The sequence below is a fragment of the Arthrobacter sp. ISL-85 genome (assembly GCF_018613675.1).
Taxonomy (GTDB): Bacteria; Actinomycetota; Actinomycetes; order Actinomycetales; family Micrococcaceae; genus Arthrobacter.
Genome location: NZ_JAGGPQ010000024.1, coordinates 67,143 through 84,925, shown reverse-complemented (window position 1 = coordinate 84,925; position 17,783 = coordinate 67,143). Strand labels below are relative to the sequence as shown.

Below are 17,783 nucleotides of genomic sequence, written 5' to 3'. Positions count from 1 at the left end.
CAGCCAGCTTGAGTACATTGCTCACTCACCGTGGAGGACACATGGGCTTCGAAACAAAGACGATCCGCATCGCCATGAACGGCATCACTGGCCGGATGGGCTACCGCCAGCATCTGCTGCGGTCCATCCTTCCCATCCGCGACGCCGGCGGATTCACCCTTGAGGACGGCACCAAGGTGCAGGTCGAGCCCATCCTGGTGGGCCGCAACGAGGCCAAGATCCGCGAACTGGCGGAAAAGCACAAGGTATCCGAGTGGACCACTGACCTCGACTCCGTAATCAATGACCCCACCGTTGACGTCGTTTTCGATGCCTCCATGACCAGCCTGCGCGCTGCCACCCTGAAGAAGGCCATGCTGGCCGGCAAGCACATCTTCACCGAGAAGCCCACGGCGGAATCGCTGGAGGAGGCCATTGAACTGGCCCGGATCGGCAAAGAAGCCGGGGTCACCGCAGGCGTGGTCCATGACAAGCTCTACCTCCCGGGCCTGGTTAAGCTCCGCCGACTGGTGGACGAGGGCTTCTTCGGCCGCATCCTCTCCATCCGCGGCGAGTTCGGTTACTGGGTCTTCGAAGGGGACATCCAGGCGGCCCAGCGACCGTCGTGGAACTACCGCAAGGAAGACGGCGGCGGAATGACCACGGACATGTTCTGCCACTGGAACTATGTCCTGGAGGGCATCATCGGCAAGGTCAAGAGCGTCAACGCCAAGACCGCCACCCACATCCCTGCCCGGTGGGACGAGGCCGGCAAGGAATACAAGGCCACGGCGGATGACGCCTCCTACGGTATTTTCGAGCTCGAGACCCCCGGCGGCGACCAGGTTGTCGGCCAGATCAACTCCTCCTGGGCAGTGCGCGTCTACCGCGACGAACTCGTGGAATTCCAGGTCGACGGCACGCATGGCTCCGCCGTGGCCGGCCTGAACAAGTGCGTCGCCCAGCAGCGCGCGCACACGCCCAAGCCCGTGTGGAACCCGGACCTGCCCGTCACCGAGTCCTTCCGCGACCAGTGGCAGGAAGTTCCTGCCAACGCCGAACTGGACAACGGCTTCAAACTGCAGTGGGAAGAGTTCCTCCGTGACGTCGTGGGCGGCCGGGAACACCGTTTCGGCTTGCTCTCCGCCGCCCGCGGTGTCCAGCTGGCAGAGCTCGGCCTTCAGTCCAACGACGAACGCCGCACCATCGACATTCCGGAGATCACCCTCTAATGACTTCCCTCATCCTTCCCTCCGAAGATGGCAGCACCAGGGAGTACCGCCTGCAGGGCGGCACCTCCTGGGCCCGGCCCACGGCCCCCCTGACGGCACGCCGTGCCTACGCGGCCGCGCATGTCATTCCCGAAGTCCTCGCCGACAACACTCCCGGCGCCCCTGCCCGGTTGGATTGGGACGCCACCATGGCGTACCGCCACGAACTGTGGTCCTACGGGCTGGGCGTTGCCGATGCCATGGACACCGCCCAGCGCGGCATGGGCCTGGACTGGGCCGCCACCCAGCAGCTCATCAAGCGCACCGGCGTGGAAGCTGCCTCAGTGGTGGCCGCCAACAACACTGCCACCGCCGGCAAATCGGTCCGCGACCTCGTGTCCTGCGGCGCCGGCACCGACCAGCTGGACATCGCCTCCCTGCCCGCCGGTGAAGCCGGGATCAAGGCCGTCCTCGAGGCGTACCGGGAGCAGGTCGGCGTCATCGCCGAGGCCGGGCCCAAGGTCATCCTCATGGCCTCCCGTGCCCTGGCGAAGGTGGCCACGGGACCCGAAGACTACCTGACGGTGTACTCCACCCTGCTGCAGGAAGTGGACCAGCCGGTGATCCTGCACTGGCTTGGCACCATGTTCGATCCCGCACTGGCCGGCTACTGGGGCTCGGATGACGTTCCCGCCGCCACCGAGACCTTCCTGGGCCTCATCAGGGACAATGCGGCCAAGGTGGACGGCGTCAAGGTTTCCCTGCTCGATGCCGGCCACGAGGTGGCCCTGCGCGCAGCCCTGCCCGAGGGCGTCCGTCTGTACACCGGTGACGACTTCAACTACCCCGAGCTCATCGACGGCGACGGTGCCCACCATTCCGACGCACTGTTGGGCATCTTCGCCGCCATCTACCCGGCCGCCTCGGTGGCCCTGCAGAACTACGACGCCGGAAACGCCGCCAAGGCACGGGAAATCCTCGACTCCACCCGTGAACTGGGCAAGCACATTTTCAGCGCCCCCACCTTCTACTACAAGACCGGCATCGCGTTCATGTCCTGGCTCAATGGCAGGCAGCCTGGCTTCCAGATGGTGGGCGGCCTGCACTCCGGCCGCTCAGTCTGCCACCTGTCCAGGACGTTCGAACTGGCGGACCAGGCGGGCCTGCTCAAGGACCCCGCCCTGGCCGCCTTCCGGATGTCCGACTACCTGCGGATCAACGGAGTGGGCGTATGAGCGACTTCCAGCGGCTGTCCATCAACAGCGCCACCACCAAGAAGTGGACGCTGGCCCAGGTCGTGGAGGGCTGCGTCAACGCCGGCATCCCCTCCATTGGCCCCTGGCGGGACCGGGTGGCGGAAGCCGGCCTGGACAAAGCGGCACGGCTGATCAGGGATGCCGGCCTGCGCGTATCCTCGCTTTGCCGCGGCGGATTCCTCACCGCGGCAGACGCCGAAGGCCAGGCCGCCGCGCTCGCGGACAACCGCGCTGCCATCCTTGAGGCCGTGGCGCTGGACACCAAGGAACTGTTCCTGGTGGTCGGCGGACTTGCGCCTGGGGAGAAGGACATCGTGGCCGCCCGGCAGCGCGTGGCGGACCGGCTGGCGGACCTGGTCCCGTTCGCGCAGGAAAATGGCGTCCGTTTGGTGCTGGAACCGCTGCATCCGATGTACGCAGCAGACCGCGCGCTCATCTCCACCCTGGGGCAGGCGCTTGACCTCGCGGCGCCCTTCGACGCCGCGGCGGTGGGCGTCGCCGTCGACACCTTCCACGTCTGGTGGGACCCGGAACTGAAGGCTCAGATCGGGCGGGCGGGGCGGGAAAACCGTATTGCCTCCTACCAGGTGTGCGACTTCAACATGCCCATCGCCGCGGACCCGTTGCTCTCCCGTGGGTACATGGGCGACGGCGTGGTGGACTTCGCCACGATCGGCACCTGGGTCCGCGATGCCGGTTACACCGGCGATATCGAGGTGGAAATTTTCAGTCAGGAGATCTGGGACACGGACGGCAACGCCGTCCTGGCCACGGTCAAGGAGCGGTACGCGGAGCTTGTCCTGCCGTACGCCTGACCTGATCAAAGACCGCGGGCTCCTGCTACGTCACGGCAGGAGCCTGCGCCCCACATACAGAAGACCCGGACCGCTGGCGGTCCGGGTCTTCTGGCAGCTGCTGGCCTAGGTGTAGATCGAGGCGAACCGGCGGTACCGGGCCAGCACGCCGGCGTCGTCCCTCCCTTGCGGAAGGTCGACGGCGTCTGCCGCCCATGCGGGGAAATGTCCGGTGAGTGCCGCCGCGGCCTGGCGGGCGGCGCCGTCGGCTACGTACTCGCCCGGCTGCGGGACCGTGATGCCTGTTCCGAGCAGGCTTGCTGCCACTTCCTGCACTGCTGCGGACTGGGCCCCGCCACCCACCAGGAGGATGCGCCGGGCGGACACGCCTTGGTCCTCCAATGCCGCCAGGCCGTCCGCCAGTGAGCAGACGACGCCTTCGACGGCGGCGCGCGCCAGGTTCGCGGGCGTGTAGTTGGCCCGGGTGATGCCGTGCAGTGAACCCGTGGCATCCGGCAGGTTGGGTGTCCTCTCCCCATCGAAGTAGGGGACCAGGGTGAGCCCGCCGGCGCCGGGCCCGGCGGACAATGCCAGCCGGTTGAACTCCGGCAGGTCCACATCCAGCAAGGCAGCGGTGGCATCGAAGATACGGGTGGCATTCAAGGTGCACACCAGCGGCAGGTAATGCCCGGCGGCGTCGGCGAACCCGGCCACCAGTCCGGACGCATCCGCCGATGGCGTATCCGAGACCGCAAACACGGTGCCTGACGTGCCCAGCGACATCACGACGTCGCCCAGCGCTGCCCCTGCGCCAAGCGCGGCCGCCGCGTTGTCCCCCGCGCCGGCAGCCAATACGCTGCCCGCCGGAGTCCGTCCCGCCGCTTCCAGGGGACCCAGTACCCGCGGAAGGGCCGGCACGTGGCCGAGTGATGCGGAGAGGACTTCAGGGAGGTACTTGCCTTCCGCCGTCGAATAGTAGCCCGTGCCGGACGCGTCCGAGCGGTCTGTGGCCAACGCCTCCAGGCCCTGGCTGCCGCTCCCCGGGCCGAAGCCCGCCAGCCGCCAGGTCAGCCAGTCGTGCGGCAGGCACACGGCGGCTACCCTGGCTGCGTTGTCCGGCTCGTTCCTGGCCAGCCAATGCAGCTTGGTCAGCGTCAGGGACGCTACCGGGACCGTGCCGGTCGCGCGTGCCCAGTACTGGGCACCGGCGGCGGGATCGCCGCCGCCGGCACTTTCGATGAGTTCCAAGGCAGCCCCGGCGCTGCGGGTGTCATTCCACAGCAGCGCCGGCCGGATCACCGCTCCGTCGCTGTCCAGGCAGACCATGCCGTGCTGCTGGCCGCCGACGGACACCGCGTCGACGTCATCCAGCCCGCCGGCGTCGGCAACAGCCTTCTGCAGCGCCGTCCACCAGTGGTCGGGATGGACCTCGGTGCCCTCAGGATGCGTGGCCCGGCCCTGGCGGAGCAGTACCCCGGTATCCGCGTCGCGGATGACCACCTTGCACGACTGGGTGGAGCTGTCGATGCCTGCGACGAGCACCATGGCCTAGTGGGCGCCCAGGAGGTGCTCGATGGCGAGCTGGTTGAGCCGGACGAATGCGAACGACCGCTCGGCTGCCTTGTCGGCGTCGAAGTCTTCGAACGCGGCGGCGTCAGCCAGCAGGTCCCCGGTGGTCTCACCGGCAGCGAGGGTTGTTTCGCCGAGTTCGAAGACGCCGGAGGTCTTGAGGGCTTCCTGCACCTGCGGGTCGGCGCGGAAGGCCAGGGCCCGTTCCTTGAGCAGCAGGTACATCGCCATGTTGGCCTTGGCGGATTCCCACACGCCGTCGTAGCCGTCGGTGCGGGAGGGCTTGTAGTCGAAGTGGCGCGGGCCGTCATACCTCGGGCCGCCGCCCGGGAAGCCGTTCTCCAGCAGGTCCACGGTAAAGAAGGCGCTGGTGAGGTCGCCATGGCCGAAGACGAGGTCCTGGTCATACTTGATGCCGCGCTGGCCGTTAAGGTCGATGTGGAAGAGCTTGCCGGCCCAGAGAGCCTGGGCGATGCCGTGGGTGAAGTTCAGTCCCGCCATCTGCTCATGGCCGGTTTCGGGGTTCAGGCCCACGATGTCGCCGTGTTCCAGCTGGGCGATGAAGGCCAGGCCATGGCCGACGGTGGGCAGGAAGATGTCGCCACGCGGCTCGTTCGGCTTGGGCTCGAGGGCAATGCGGAGGTTGTAGCCCTTTTCCTTGATGTAACCGGCGGCGGTGTCCACGCCTTCCTTCATCCGGTCCAGGGCGGCAGCCAGGTCTTTCGAACCGTCGTACTCGCTGCCTTCACGGCCGCCCCACATCACGAACGTCTCGGCGCCGAGCTCCGCGGCGAGGTCGATGTTGCGCAGGACCTTGGACAGGGCAAAGCGTCGGATGGAGCGGTCGTTGGAGGTGAAACCGCCGTCCTTGAACACCGGGTGGCTGAACAGGTTGGTGGTGACCATGGGAACCTTCAGCCCGGTTTCCGCCAGGGCTGCGCGGAAGTTCTTCAGGATCAGGTCCCGCTCCGAAGCCGAGGCGTCAAAGGGGACAAGGTCGTTGTCGTGGAAGGTAATGCCGTAGGCGCCGAGTTCCGCCAGGCGGTGGACCGCCTCCACGGGATCAAGCGCGGAACGGGTGGCCACGCCAAAGGGATCGGCGCCGGTCCAGCCGACCGTCCACAGGCCAAAGGTGAACTTGTCAGCGGGGGTGGGGGAAAGAGTCATGATGCGTCCTTGCGATCGGGTGCCCCGCGGGATTGCGAAGCTTTAGTTCATTGCCTGAACTATATGAGCGGACGTAGGGTGGGGTCAATAGTCCAGCTCGGAGACAGCTGGAAAAATTTGGCGGAAGCGTCTGACGGAGGAGCTTTGTGATGGTGATGCCGGCGCCTGCATTGGCGGGACCGGGAGGAGCAGCCCCCGGAAGCGTGGGGGATGTCCGGCGCAGCAACCTTGCCCTGGTCCTGGGTGCGATCGCCGAGTTTCCGCCCGGCACTCATCCCAGCCGCGCCCAGGTTGCCGGGGCCACTGGCCTGACCAAGGCATCGGTGTCCAGCCTGGTGCTTGACCTCCTGGACGCCGGGATCATCCGCGAAATCGGCCTGAACCCACAGGGGCGTGGCCGGCCAGGCGTAGGGCTGGAGCTGAGCCCCAGCCGTGCGGTCATGGGAATGGAGATCAACGTCGACTACATCTCCGCGGCAGTGGTTGACCTGGCCGGAACAGTGCTGCTCCGCGAGCTGCAGGAGCGCGACAACCGGAACAGCCAGGACATGCCGGTGCTTGCAGCGCTCGCAGTCCTGGCTGCCAGGGTGCGGAGTACGGCGGGGGAGCAGGGTGTGGAGATCCTGGGCGGCGGCCTGGCGGTGCCTGGGCTGGTGGACCCGGCCGGGGCGCGGGTGCTTACTGCTCCCAACCTGGGCTGGGTCAATGTTTACCTCGACCTCGACGCCCTGTTGCCCGAGGCTGCACTGGGGGTTGAGCTGTTCAACGAGGCCAATGCCGCGGCCCTGGCGGAACTGCGGCACCGGCCGGACGGGGCATCAAACTTCCTCTTCGTCTCCGGGGAGGTGGGCGTCGGCGGCGGGATTGTCATCGGTTCAGAGTTGTTCACGGGACCCGGAGGCCATGCGGGCGAAGTGGGACACATCGTGGTGGACCCTGACGGCGGGCACTGTTCCTGTGGGGGGACGGGCTGCCTGGAGACGGTGGCTGGCCAGGACGCAATTTTCTCCGCTGCAGGCCTGGCCCCGGAAGGGGGTTCACGCTCTGCCACCATGTCCGCGCTCCTGCGGGCGCTGGAGTCCGGGGTACCCAAAGCCGTATCCGCCGTGGAACGTGCGGGCTACTGCCTGGGGATGGCACTCGCCTCAACGGCGCGGGTGGTGGACATCGATTCGGTGGTACTGGGCGGCCACTTCGCGGTCCTTGAGCCGTGGCTGCGTGCCCCGTTGCTGAACAGCCTGCACAAATATGCGCCGGGCAAGTATGCGTCGGAGCACGTAACAGTGTCCGCGGTGGGGGAGTTTGGTGCCCTGCTGGGGGCTGCCGGCAGCGTGATCCGGTCCCTGGTGGAAGCCCCGCACCGGCTGCACGCGTAATTGCGGGAGCGGACGCACCCCGGTCCGAAGACCGGGGTGTTACCGATGACCCGACTCATCCGTGAAGGATGTCTCGACTCACCACAACGTGCCCCAGGAGGGAATCGAACCCCCGACCGGCGGATTAGAAGGCCGCTGCTCTATCCCCTGAGCTACTGAGGCATCGGCTTCCGGCCTGCAGGCCGGCGCCACAAAAAGTTTACATTGCCCGGGATGCCGGCGGCGTCATTCGGACTCCACTGCTCCTCCACACGCGCCGTGCCGGCGCCTGTTGTCCACATACGGAAACCCACGCCTCCTGCCAGGTTGCATCCAGCGCGATGCTGGTCATGCCTGCTACAGGCGACACCATCCAGACAGGACGTAGACATGAGCGAAACGATCACCATCCGGGGCTTCGTAGCCACCGAGATCACGAGTTCCACCACGCCGGGAGGAGTGGCAACAGCCTCCTTCCGGCTCGGATCCACCACCCGCCGCTTCGACCGGGAATCCAAAACCTGGGGTGACGGCCACACCAACTGGTTCACCGTGCAGGGCTACCGCAGCCTTGCCGGAACCCTTGGCTGCAGCATCAGGAAAGGCCAGCCAGTCATCGTGGTTGGCAAGCTGAAGATCCACACCTGGGAAAGAGAGGGGCGGGTCTATCACTCCACCATCATCGATGCCGAAGCCGTGGGGCACGATCTTACCTTTGGGTCGGCCAACTTCATCCGCACCGCGTCCAGGCCTGCCCTTTCCCTCGTGGAGCAGCCGCCGGCCGCCGACGAGGACCCCGGATTGGACCAGGGCCCGGACGATCCCGAGGACCGCCGGGACGAACACCCCGAAGACCACGGCCATGCCGCTGTCGTTATTGAGGACAGCGACGGCGCGCTCGCCTCCCTTGACCTCGAAACGGGGGAACTCGCCGAAGTCTAGGAAACACGCATCAGGTATCAGCGTTCCTGTTCAGTCCCGGGCGGACGGATTGGCGGCACCCCCGGCCGCCCTCCGTCCGTCCGCCAACAGATGTTTGTCCCTTGCCGGGAATGAGTTGACCTGCGCTACCGGTCCTGCAGGGCGCGGCATCCGGGCCCCATGGCAGAATGGCACCATGCCTCCCACCCCTTACCGCCGGCTGAATAACCGTGCCGGTGCAGCGTTGACTTGCGCGTTCCTGGCCACCCTCTTGTCAGGGTGTGCTGCCGGTTCTTCCACTGGCAAACCGGTGGTTGAGGGCAGCGGTGCAGGATCCTTGCCGCCAACAACGGCAGCGCCTTCAACGCCGGAAGCGGCGGCCTGGGCCTCGGATCCAGCCCCGCAAAACAGTGCGCCCGGCGGGGCAACGCCGGCCAACAGCCCAGGCGGTGCAGCGGCAGATGCCGCAGCCACCGAAACCGTGAAGCGGACCGTAACGGACACTCTCGCCAAACTGGCAGCTGGAACACCAAAACCTGCCACGGCCCAGGTCACCGACGCCCTGACAGGCGCGGGCATCGCGCCGGCCGTGCTTCAGGTCTCGCAAAGCCGGACACCCACCGGGCTGGAGGCGGACGCCATCGAGGCTGCAGTGCTGCAGGGCAGGGACTGCGTCATCGGCCAAGTGCGCGAGGGTGCAGTGACCGTCACTGTCCTTCCGGTCCTGGCCAGCGGCAAGTGCTTCGTGGGCTCCTGATCCCGCTGGCGTTCCGGCTGCAAATGTGAGATCTGCCCGCCAACCCACTAGATTTGAGACCATGGCGGAATTTATCTACACAATGACCAAGGCCCGTAAGGCTGTTGGCGAAAAACTCATTCTTGATGACGTAAGCATGTCCTTCTTCCCGGGCGCCAAGATTGGTGTTGTGGGCCCAAACGGTGCCGGTAAGTCCACCATCCTCAAGATCATGGCCGGGCTCGACACGCCCTCCAACGGTGAGGCACGGCTCAGCCCGGGCTACAGCGTGGGCATCCTGCTCCAGGAACCGCCCCTCAATGAGGAAAAGACAGTCCTGGGCAACGTCCAGGAAGGCGTGGGCGAGATCTACGGCAAGATCCAGCGATTCAACGAGATCTCCGAGGAGATGGCCAGCCCCGACGCGGACTACGACACCCTCCTCGACGAAATGGGCAAACTGCAGGAAGCCATTGACGCCGCGGACGCCTGGGACCTTGATTCCCAGTTGGAGCAGGCCATGGACGCCCTTCGCTGCCCGCCGGCCGATGCCGACGTCACCAACCTTTCCGGTGGTGAACGCCGCCGCGTGGCGCTCTGCAAGCTCCTCCTCCAGAAGCCGGACCTGCTGCTCCTGGACGAGCCCACCAACCACCTGGACGCCGAGAGCGTACTGTGGCTCGAGCAGCACCTGTCCAGCTACCCCGGTGCCGTCCTCGCCGTCACCCACGACCGTTACTTCCTGGACCACGTGGCGGAATGGATCGCCGAAGTGGACCGCGGGCACCTGTACCCGTACGAAGGCAACTACTCCACTTACCTGGAGAAGAAGCGCGCGCGCCTCGAGATCCAGGGCAAGAAGGACGCCAAGCAGGCCAAGCGCCTCGCCGAGGAACTCGACTGGGTCCGCTCCAACGCCAAAGGCCGGCAGACCAAATCGAAGGCCCGCCTGGCCCGTTACGAGGAAATGGCAGCGGAAGCGGACCGCACCCGCAAGCTTGATTTTGAGGAAATCCAGATTCCGCCGGGACCGCGCCTCGGTGGCCTGGTCCTGGAGGCCAGGAACCTCCAGAAGGGCTTCGACGAGCGTGTCCTGATCGACGGGCTGTCCTTCACCCTGCCCCGCAACGGCATCGTCGGGGTCATTGGTCCCAACGGTGTGGGCAAGTCCACCCTCTTCAAGACCATCGTGGGCCTGGAACCGCTCGACGGCGGCGAGCTGAAGATCGGTGACTCGGTCAAGATCTCCTACGCCGACCAGAGCCGCGGCGGCATCGATCCCAACAAGACCCTGTGGGAAGTCGTCTCAGACGGGCTCGACTTCATCCAGGTAGGCAACGTTGAGATGCCCTCCCGCGCCTACGTGGCCGCCTTCGGTTTCAAAGGCCCGGACCAGCAGAAGAAGGCGGGCGTCCTCTCCGGCGGCGAGCGGAACCGCCTGAACCTGGCGCTGACCCTCAAACAGGGCGGAAACCTGCTGCTCCTCGACGAACCCACCAACGACCTCGACGTCGAAACCCTCAGCAGCCTGGAAAACGCACTGCTCGAGTTCCCCGGCTGCGCCGTGGTGGTCTCGCACGACCGCTGGTTCCTGGACCGGGTGGCCACCCACATCCTGGCCTATGAAGGCGACGATGAGAACCCCTCCAAGTGGTACTGGTTCGAGGGAAACTTTGAATCCTACGAAGAGAACAAGGTGGAACGCCTGGGCCCTGACGCTGCAAAGCCGCACCGTGTGACCCACCGGCGCCTGACCCGCGACTAACAGCGCGGAACCCGGCCTGAGCTGACAGCACAAAGAAGGCCGGCGCCCCTGGCAATGCCCGGGGTGCCGGCCTTCTGCGTGCCTGTGAAGCTACGGTGCGTCGGGTGCCGTCGGGATACGAACCATTCCCTCCTGTGCAACCGAGGCCACATGCTGGCCCTCGCGGTTGAAGATCTTGCCGGTTGCCAGTCCCCGTGCGCCATGGGCGCTCGGGGACTCCTGGACATAGAGCAGCCATTCATCCACACGCGTGGGCCGGTGCCACCACATGGCGTGGTCGAGGCTGGCAACGTTCATGCCCGGTGTGGTCCAGCTCAGGCCATGACGCCGAAGGATGGATTCGAGCAGCGTGTAATCGCTGGCATAGGCCAGTGCAGCCCGGTGGAGGTTGGGGGTGTCAGGCATCGGACCGAAGGTCTTCATCCAGACGGCGTTGCGGGCCTCCCGCGGCCCTTCCGCCGATACGTACAGCGCCGGTTCGACATGCCTAATGTCGAAGGGCCGCTCATACGCCCAGTGCCGTGCCACGGGATGGTCGAACTTCCCCAGCAGATCAGCCGTGCTGGGGAGGGATTCAGGGTCCGGGATTCCGGCCGGCATGGCCGAGGCGTGGTCAATCCCTTCGTCCTCGCCCTGGAAGGAGGCAATCATGGACAGGATGGGCACGCCGTCCTGGTAAGCGTGGACGCGCCTGGCGGAGAAAGACCGCCCGTCGCGCAGCCGCTGCACGCCGAACGTGATGGGCTTGTTGGCGTCACCAGGCCGCAGGAAGTAGCCGTGCATGGAGTGGACAAACCGCTCCGGCTCCACCGTCCTGGTGGCCGCGACGAGCGACTGTGCCAGCACCTGGCCGCCGAATACCCTGTGGTGCGGCTGCTGCTGCGAGGGGCCAAGGAAAATGTCCTCATCCGTCCGGGCCCCCTCAAGCTCACCAAGGTCCAGCAGTTCGATCAGCGATGAGGTGGGGTCGCCACTTGGCGGTGCCAGCAGTCCGGCTTCGGCTTCAGTCATGGTCCGACTCTAGACGGCGCCCCGGGAACCGCTCAACCGGAGTGCAGCCGGTAGTGTTTTGGATGTGTCTGAACTTCTTACCTCGTCCTTCCGTTTCGCTGATCCCAGGGATCTCGCCGACCTGAGGACGTTTGCCACCCGGGCCAAAGCCATTGACGACGGTGCCATCCGCCTCCAGGCCGCCGGCTCCGTCCTTGCCGCGTACGTTTGCGTGCTGCGGCCCAGGCTGCTGGGCGAATCGACTCCCACAATCCTGGGCCTGCGCACCATGGCGCTGGCGGAACCGTCCGGGACAGACGTCACAGTTGCGTTGTCATCCGTGCTGGACCGGCTGGCACGTGCGGGGGAGGGCGACGTCGAGTTGCCGCTTCCGCCAACCACCGTCACCGAGTCCTGGACCGGAGTAGGCGCCCCACGGGGCGGATGGGAACTGCTGGGGTCCGTCAGCGACGCCCGCTTGCGCGCTGCGGCCGAAGCGGGCATCGCGGAGGTGGCGGGCATCGTGCCGGACAAGCCTGGTGCCCTTATTGTCAACAACGCACGGGCCGCGGTGTGGGGGCGGGAAATGGACGACGCCGGCCTGCCCGCCGGCGCGGCTTTCGCAGCCTTCGCGCTGGGGTTCCTGGGTGACGGCGACCAGAAGCTTTACCGGGCGGGCCGCTGGTTCCGGCTCACGGGACCCCGTGGCCACGTCCTGGCACGGACCGGCAACGGCCTGCTTTAGGAGCAGGGTGCCGCAGCCCCGTTAGCGCCGGCGGGAAAGCGGCTCAGGCCCCGGAAGGGCTGTTCACCATGGACAGGGCGGCCCGCTCCATGTAGTCCCACAATGTTTCCTCGTGGAGCGGCGGCAGTTCCAGGGCGTCCACGGCGGTTCGCATGTGGAACAGCCACCGGTCTTTTGCCTCCGGCGTGACTTTGAAGGGCATGTGCCGGATGCGCAGGCGCGGGTGGCCGCGCTCTTCGCCATAGGTTGTGGGCCCGCCCCAGTACTGCTCGAGGAACATCAGGAAGCGGCGCTTCGCCGGGGCCAGGTCCTCTTCCGGATACATCGGCCGCAGCAGGGGATCGGTGGCCACGCCGTCGTAGAAGACATCGATGAGCTTCACGAAGGTGTCGTGGCCGCCCACAGCGTTGTAGAAGCTGTCGGTGTAGGACGGCTTGCTGAAGGGGTCGTTCTGCATCAACTGGGGCCGCTGCCCGGGGCGCGGCTCAATCGGAAGCGACATGCTAGTCACCGGCTTTCTGGTCAGTCTTCTTGGTCTCGACGTGCGCCGAGCCCTGGTCGGTAGTCCCGTCGCCGGACTCATGCAGCGGAACGTAACGCCCCTGCGACCGGTTGCCCACGCGCAGGATCTCGCCATTGCGCAGGTACCAGATGGCGCCGTCGTCCGAGCGGACGCGGGTGATCCGAAGTCCCATGGACTCCACGACGCCCACCACCTCGCTGGTTTCGATAACGTCGCCGATTCCGTACTGGTCTTCAATGGTGATGAAGATCCCGGCCAGGAAATCACGGATCAGCTGCTGGGCGCCGAAGCCGATGGCCACGCCCAGGATGCCCACGCTGGTCAACAGCGGGGCGATGTTGATGTCCAGGTTCTGCAGGACGTACATGCCGGTGATGATTACCACCAGCACGCCGACCACGCTGTTCAGCAGCGAACCGATGGTCTCCGCACGCTGGACACGCCGTTCGTGGTCCAGGGCGCGGAAAGCCGGAGCCGCCCATTTGAAGGTGGGCTTCTTAAAAAAGTTGCTTCCCGAGGCCACCCGCTTGGTGATGCGGGAAATGATGAAGGTGGCCACGAGCCAGACGGCGACGCCTACGCCGAGGCTGATCACGATGCCCGGGATGCTCACGCCACTCTGCTGGCTGGTGGCAGGGGGAAGGATGGACAACATGTTGACCATGGGTGGAAGTAGCTCCTTGGAATATTGCTCTGTTCTGTTTCAACCCTAGCGCCGTAGCGTGGAGCAATGCGCATCCTCATCCTCGGCGGAACCGCCTTCCTCTCCAAGGAAATTGCCACGCAGGCGGTCGCCGCCGGGCATGACGTCACGTGCCTGGCACGGGGAACGTCCGATGAGCCGCCCCGCGGCGCCACATGGGTCAGGGCGGACCGTTCAACAGGCCAGGCTGCCTACGCGGAGGTAGCCGGCGCCTGGGACGCGGTGATCGAGGTGGCGCGGGACCCTGAACCTGCCCGGCAGGCCCTTGCGGCCCTGGCTGACAGGACCAGGCACTGGACCTTCGTTTCCAGCTGCTCTGCCTACGCGGACCACTCAGTTCCCGATGCGGCGGAGGATGCTGCGCTCCTGCCGGCACTGACCCCCGGAACCGCCTCCACCCCGGAGAACTACGGCGAGTCCAAGGTGGCCATCGAAAAGGCCACCCTGGCTGCCACAAACGGCAACGCCCACCTCTGCCGCGCCGGCCTGGTCAGCGGTCCCGGTGACCCCACCGACCGGTACGGCTACTGGCCCGCCCGCTTCGGCCGGAACTCCGGTCCCGTGCTCATACCGGACACCGGCCGGCACCCCACGCAGGCCATCGACGTCCGGGACCTGGCGGCCTGGATCCTGCTCGCAACGGAGCGGGGGACCACCGGCCCCTTCAACGCCAGCGGGGACCAGGTGGCTTTTGCGGACCTCCTCAGCGCCTGCTGCGAAGCCTCCGCCGCCCACACCTCGACCATCAGCGCCAGTGAAGAATGGCTGGTGGAGCAGGGCATCACCTACTGGTCCGGACCCGGGTCCCTGCCCCTCTGGCTTCCGCCGCACCATGAGGGCTTCATGGCGCGCAGCAACCGGGCAGCCAAAGCGGCAGGGATGGTCCTGCGGCCGTGGCAGGAAACCCTGTCCGACACCTTGGGCGATGAACGCGTCCGCGGGCTGGACCGGCCCCGGAAGGCCGGCCTGCAACCCGCCACCGAGGAGCGCCTCGTGGGCCTGCTCCAAGGCGGCGGTCCAACCTAGGCAGCCACTGTCACCGGCTGGTGCTCCACCGGGAAGTTCACGCTGCGGGCAATGAAGCAGACCTGGTTTGCTTCATGGTGCAGCGAGGCTGCCAGCTCAGCCTGCCCGGCATCCGCCACCGTCACGTGCGGATGCAGGCTGACCTGCTCGAACTGGCCGCTGCCGTCCCGGTTGAGCCGCATCAATCCGGTGGCTTCGTCCCGGTAATCGGTGACCACCACACCGTGCTTCACGGCCACGTGCAGGTAGGAGAGCATATGGCACTGGGCCAGCGCAGCCAGCAGGAGCTGCTCCGGGTTGTAGCGTTCCCGGTCTCCGTGGAATGTCGGATCCGCAGAGCCTTTCAATACCGGCAGGCCCGGAATGAGCACGTCGTGGTCCCGGGAATAGCCCCGGTAGGACGAGGTGCCGTCACCCAGGTTGCCGGTCCACTGGACCGTCAGCGAGTACCGGTGTTCATGGAGGCTCACTCGGGGCTGCCCTCCTGCAGGACATCGGCGGCACGGGCACGCAGGGCGCGGGCAACGCCGTCGCGGTTTTCCAGCATCATCCGCCGCAGCGCAGCGCTTTCCGCCGGCAGCGACGCCAGGAAGCTGTCCGTCCGGTCGATGGTGGCCTGCGTGGTCAGCAGCGCCGGGTAGAGGCCGACGACGATCTGCTGGGCCAGTGCATGCGTGCGGGTTGCCACGATGCCCGGCACAGCCGCGAAGTACTTTTCGGAGTACGGCTCCAGGAGGGAGCGGTCCAGGACCCGCATGAAGCCGGCCACAGCCGATCCCTGCAGCGCGTTGGACAGTTCGCCCTTGACCACGATCGATTCCCACGCCGCGGCCTTCGCCTCCGGGGTGGGGATGGCAGCCTTCGCCAGGGCCGCGGCGTTCTGGCCGCTGGAGGTGTTGTCCCGCTGCAGTTCCGCATCGATGCCGTCCTGCCCCATCCGGCCACCGGCCACCAGCGAAGCCACCAGTTCCCAGCGGAGGTCCTGGTCAACGGCGAGGCCTTCCAGGACCTCCGACCCGTCCAACAGGCCTGATACCCGGTCCAGCTGGGACGCGCTGCGGGCCAGGAGCGAAAAGGACTTGGTGAACTGCAGCTGGGCGTCGGAACCGGCGGGAACCTGCGACGCCAGGTCCCACAACCGGTCCACGGCTGCCACCGCGGTGGCTTCGCGGTGTTCTTCCGCCACATAGAAGTTGAGGTTGGTGGCCAGCTGGCGAAGCTGGACCAGGATGACGGAGGAATCCGTTTCTGACGCCACGTTGGCAAGGATCAATTCCACGTACTTCCGCGCCGGGGTCTCACCGTCCCGTGCAGCATCCCACGCGGAGTTCCAGACAAGGGTCCGGGGCAGGCTCTCGGCGAAATCCTTCAGGTGGGCGGTGGCGGTGGCCAGCGACGCCGGATCCAGCCGCACCTTGGCGTAGGCCAGGTCATCGTCGTTGATCAGGATCAGGTCCGGCCGGGCCAGGCCGGCCAGTGCCGGCACCTCAGTGCGTTCGCCGTCCACATCCAACTCCTCGCGGTGCACCCGCGTGAGCTTGCCGCCGTCGTCCAGGTTGTAGAAGCCCACCGCAAGGCGGTGCGGCCGGATGGTGGGCCACTCGGGAACCGCGGACTGCAGGATGGCAAAGGACCGCAGCTTCCCATCGGAGTCCACGTCCAGCTCGGGAGCCAGCGTGTTCACGCCGGCTGTCTCCAGCCACTGCCGGCCCCAGCCGTCCAGGTCGCGGCCGCTGGCCTTCTCCAGTTCCACCAGCAGGTCCTGGAGCTCGGTGTTGTGCCAGGAGTGCTTGGCGAAATACTCGCGGACGCCCGCCATGAATTGTTCGGGGCCAACCCAGGCCACCAGCTGCCGGAGCACCGAGGCGCCCTTGGCGTAGGTGATCCCGTCGAAGTTGACCTCGACGTCCTGCAGGTCGTTGATCTCAGCGAAAATGGGATGCGTGGTGGGCAGTTGGTCCTGGCGGTAGGCCCAGGACTTCTCCACGGAGGCGAAGGTGGTCCAGGCGCTGGTGAAGGAGGTGGCCTCCACCGCCGCCAGGTGGGACATGTATTCGGCGAAGGACTCGTTGAGCCACAGGTCGTTCCACCAGCGCATGGTCACCAGGTCGCCGAACCACATGTGCGCCAGTTCGTGCAGCACAGTGATGGCGCGCCGCTCGATCTGCGCCCCGGTGACTTTGCTGCGGAATACGTAGCCTTCCAGGATGGTCACCGCCCCGGCGTTCTCCATCGCGCCGGCATTGAACTCCGGCACGAACAGCTGGTCGTACTTTTCGAACGGGTACGGGCAGCCGAACTGCGCCTCGAAGAACCCGAAGCCCTGCCGCGTGAGTTCGAAGATGTTCTCCGAATCCAGGTACTGCATCAGTGACTTCCGGGCGAACACTCCCAGCGGGATAACGCGGCCGTCCGAGCTGGTCACCTCACTGCGGACAGACTCGTACGGACCCGCGATCAGGGCTGTGACGTAGGAGGACAGCCGGGGCGTCGGTGCGAACGTCCACACCGACCTGGCTGCGCCATCGCCCGCCGGCGCCGCTTCCACGGGCGAAGGAGTGGGGGAGTTGGAGATGACGTCCCAGTGGGACGGCGCCGTGACCGTGAAGGCGAAGGTTGCCTTCAGGTCCGGCTGCTCGAAAACGGCAAACATCCTGCGGGAATCGGGAACCTCGAACTGCGTATACAGGTAGACCTCGTTGTCCACCGGGTCCACGAACCGGTGCAGGCCTTCGCCTGTGTTCATGTAGGGCATGTCCGCCACCACGGTCAGTTCGTTGTGCTCCGCCAGGTCCGGCAGCTGGATCCGCACACCGTCGGACACGCTGGCAGGATCAAGGCCGCGGCCGTTCAGCGTCACGCTGTGCACGGTGCGGGTGACGGCGTCGATGAAGCTGGCCGATCCCGGCGACGCAGCAAATTTCACGGTGGTCGTGCTGCCAAAGACCTCTCCGCCGCGGGTCAGGTCCAGGCTGACATCGTAGGACTCGACGGTGATCAATTCGGCGCGCTCACGGGCTTCGGCGCGCGTCAGGTTCATACC

The 17,783-nt window shown here is 66.4% G+C and carries 16 protein-coding genes and 1 tRNA gene; 9 read left to right on the top strand and 8 right to left on the bottom strand.

Annotated features, from left to right (window positions below; genetic code table 11):
• Positions 1-41 precede the first annotated feature (41 nt).
• From J7I84_RS17600 to J7I84_RS17590, 3 genes are read left to right on the top strand one after another with little or no spacing between them, the layout of a single operon-like run.
• Positions 42-1,211, top strand: a complete 1,170-nt coding sequence (locus J7I84_RS17600; protein WP_214945828.1) for a Gfo/Idh/MocA family protein — start codon at positions 42-44, stop codon at positions 1,209-1,211.
• Positions 1,211-2,425, top strand: coding sequence for a dihydrodipicolinate synthase family protein (locus tag J7I84_RS17595; protein WP_214945827.1), 1,215 nt, complete (start codon positions 1,211-1,213; stop codon positions 2,423-2,425). The genes J7I84_RS17600 and J7I84_RS17595 overlap by 1 nt, the downstream gene beginning before the upstream one ends.
• Complete coding sequence (locus J7I84_RS17590; protein WP_214945826.1) at positions 2,422-3,261, top strand: sugar phosphate isomerase/epimerase; 840 nt, start codon at positions 2,422-2,424, stop codon at positions 3,259-3,261. The genes J7I84_RS17595 and J7I84_RS17590 overlap by 4 nt, the downstream gene beginning before the upstream one ends.
• 105 nt (positions 3,262-3,366) lie before the next feature.
• Here J7I84_RS17590 and xylB read toward each other — a convergent pair whose 3' ends face one another.
• The gene (gene xylB / locus J7I84_RS17585) at positions 3,367-4,785 is read right to left on the bottom strand and encodes a xylulokinase (protein ID WP_214945825.1); all 1,419 of its coding nucleotides are present in this window, start codon (positions 4,783-4,785) and stop codon (positions 3,367-3,369) included.
• Between the two features lie 3 nt (positions 4,786-4,788).
• Complete coding sequence (gene xylA / locus J7I84_RS17580; protein WP_214945824.1) at positions 4,789-5,976, bottom strand: xylose isomerase; 1,188 nt, start codon at positions 5,974-5,976, stop codon at positions 4,789-4,791.
• Positions 5,977-6,125: 149 nt separating this feature from the next.
• Here xylA and J7I84_RS17575 point away from each other — a divergent pair, with 149 nt between their 5' ends.
• The gene (locus J7I84_RS17575; protein WP_214945823.1) at positions 6,126-7,352 is read left to right on the top strand and encodes an ROK family protein; all 1,227 of its coding nucleotides are present in this window, start codon (positions 6,126-6,128) and stop codon (positions 7,350-7,352) included.
• An 89-nt stretch (positions 7,353-7,441) separates the two neighbouring features.
• Here the strand turns inward: J7I84_RS17575 and J7I84_RS17570 are convergent.
• Positions 7,442-7,514: transfer RNA gene (locus J7I84_RS17570), tRNA-Arg, on the bottom strand.
• 207 nt (positions 7,515-7,721) lie between these two features.
• Between J7I84_RS17570 and J7I84_RS17565 the strand changes: the two genes are divergently transcribed.
• The 3 genes from J7I84_RS17565 (at position 7,722) to ettA (ending at position 10,753) form a co-directional block, all read left to right on the top strand.
• Complete coding sequence (locus J7I84_RS17565; RefSeq protein ID WP_214945822.1) at positions 7,722-8,273, top strand: single-stranded DNA-binding protein; 552 nt, start codon at positions 7,722-7,724, stop codon at positions 8,271-8,273.
• A gap of 175 nt (positions 8,274-8,448) precedes the next feature.
• Positions 8,449-9,009: a DUF6993 domain-containing protein gene (locus J7I84_RS17560; RefSeq protein ID WP_214945821.1), complete on the top strand. Its 561-nt coding sequence runs from the start codon at positions 8,449-8,451 to the stop codon at positions 9,007-9,009.
• A 61-nt stretch (positions 9,010-9,070) separates the two neighbouring features.
• Positions 9,071-10,753 carry an energy-dependent translational throttle protein EttA gene (gene ettA, locus J7I84_RS17555; protein WP_214945820.1) on the top strand — a complete coding sequence of 561 codons (1,683 nt, stop codon included), beginning with the start codon at positions 9,071-9,073 and terminating at the stop codon, positions 10,751-10,753.
• A gap of 90 nt (positions 10,754-10,843) precedes the next feature.
• On the opposite strand, the gene J7I84_RS17550 is transcribed toward ettA, so the two are convergent.
• Positions 10,844-11,764, bottom strand: a complete 921-nt coding sequence (locus J7I84_RS17550) for an acyl-CoA thioesterase II (RefSeq protein WP_214945819.1) — start codon at positions 11,762-11,764, stop codon at positions 10,844-10,846.
• A 64-nt stretch (positions 11,765-11,828) separates the two neighbouring features.
• Here J7I84_RS17550 and J7I84_RS17545 point away from each other — a divergent pair, with 64 nt between their 5' ends.
• Positions 11,829-12,488: a hypothetical protein gene (locus J7I84_RS17545; protein WP_214945818.1), complete on the top strand. Its 660-nt coding sequence runs from the start codon at positions 11,829-11,831 to the stop codon at positions 12,486-12,488.
• A 43-nt stretch (positions 12,489-12,531) separates the two neighbouring features.
• On the opposite strand, the gene J7I84_RS17540 is transcribed toward J7I84_RS17545, so the two are convergent.
• Both J7I84_RS17540 and J7I84_RS17535 read right to left on the bottom strand, forming a co-directional pair.
• The gene (locus J7I84_RS17540) at positions 12,532-12,990 is read right to left on the bottom strand and encodes a globin (protein WP_285291240.1); all 459 of its coding nucleotides are present in this window, start codon (positions 12,988-12,990) and stop codon (positions 12,532-12,534) included.
• 1 nt (position 12,991) lies between these two features.
• The gene (locus J7I84_RS17535; RefSeq protein WP_214945817.1) at positions 12,992-13,675 is read right to left on the bottom strand and encodes a mechanosensitive ion channel family protein; all 684 of its coding nucleotides are present in this window, start codon (positions 13,673-13,675) and stop codon (positions 12,992-12,994) included.
• 66 nt (positions 13,676-13,741) lie between these two features.
• On the opposite strand from J7I84_RS17535, the gene J7I84_RS17530 reads away from it, so the two are divergent.
• Positions 13,742-14,740, top strand: a complete 999-nt coding sequence (locus J7I84_RS17530; protein WP_214945816.1) for an NAD-dependent epimerase/dehydratase family protein — start codon at positions 13,742-13,744, stop codon at positions 14,738-14,740.
• On the opposite strand, the gene J7I84_RS17525 is transcribed toward J7I84_RS17530, so the two are convergent.
• Positions 14,737-15,210 (bottom strand): OsmC family protein, encoded by a 474-nt coding sequence (locus J7I84_RS17525; RefSeq protein WP_214945815.1) that lies wholly within the window; start codon positions 15,208-15,210, stop codon positions 14,737-14,739. The two genes, J7I84_RS17530 and J7I84_RS17525, sit on opposite strands and share 4 nt — an antisense overlap.
• Positions 15,207-17,780, bottom strand: a complete 2,574-nt coding sequence (gene pepN, locus J7I84_RS17520; RefSeq protein WP_214945814.1) for an aminopeptidase N — start codon at positions 17,778-17,780, stop codon at positions 15,207-15,209. Before pepN ends, J7I84_RS17525 begins: the two co-directional genes overlap by 4 nt.
• Between the last annotated feature and the right edge of the window lie 3 nt (positions 17,781-17,783).

What these genes read in the sequence shown, in the direction of transcription:
- J7I84_RS17600 (WP_214945828.1), top strand. Translation starts at nt 42, where the DNA reads ATGGGCTTCGAAACAAAGACGATCCGCATCGCCATGAACGGCATCACT.
- J7I84_RS17595 (WP_214945827.1), top strand. Translation starts at nt 1,211, where the DNA reads ATGACTTCCCTCATCCTTCCCTCCGAAGATGGCAGCACCAGGGAGTAC.
- J7I84_RS17590 (WP_214945826.1), top strand. Translation starts at nt 2,422, where the DNA reads ATGAGCGACTTCCAGCGGCTGTCCATCAACAGCGCCACCACCAAGAAG.
- xylB (WP_214945825.1), bottom strand. Translation starts at nt 4,785, where the DNA reads ATGGTGCTCGTCGCAGGCATCGACAGCTCCACCCAGTCGTGCAAGGTG.
- xylA (WP_214945824.1), bottom strand. Translation starts at nt 5,976, where the DNA reads ATGACTCTTTCCCCCACCCCCGCTGACAAGTTCACCTTTGGCCTGTGG.
- J7I84_RS17575 (WP_214945823.1), top strand. Translation starts at nt 6,126, where the DNA reads ATGGTGATGCCGGCGCCTGCATTGGCGGGACCGGGAGGAGCAGCCCCC.
- J7I84_RS17565 (WP_214945822.1), top strand. Translation starts at nt 7,722, where the DNA reads ATGAGCGAAACGATCACCATCCGGGGCTTCGTAGCCACCGAGATCACG.
- J7I84_RS17560 (WP_214945821.1), top strand. Translation starts at nt 8,449, where the DNA reads ATGCCTCCCACCCCTTACCGCCGGCTGAATAACCGTGCCGGTGCAGCG.
- ettA (WP_214945820.1), top strand. Translation starts at nt 9,071, where the DNA reads ATGGCGGAATTTATCTACACAATGACCAAGGCCCGTAAGGCTGTTGGC.
- J7I84_RS17550 (WP_214945819.1), bottom strand. Translation starts at nt 11,764, where the DNA reads ATGACTGAAGCCGAAGCCGGACTGCTGGCACCGCCAAGTGGCGACCCC.
- J7I84_RS17540 (WP_285291240.1), bottom strand. Translation starts at nt 12,990, where the DNA reads ATGTCGCTTCCGATTGAGCCGCGCCCCGGGCAGCGGCCCCAGTTGATG.
- J7I84_RS17535 (WP_214945817.1), bottom strand. Translation starts at nt 13,675, where the DNA reads ATGGTCAACATGTTGTCCATCCTTCCCCCTGCCACCAGCCAGCAGAGT.
- J7I84_RS17530 (WP_214945816.1), top strand. Translation starts at nt 13,742, where the DNA reads ATGCGCATCCTCATCCTCGGCGGAACCGCCTTCCTCTCCAAGGAAATT.
- pepN (WP_214945814.1), bottom strand. Translation starts at nt 17,780, where the DNA reads ATGAACCTGACGCGCGCCGAAGCCCGTGAGCGCGCCGAATTGATCACC.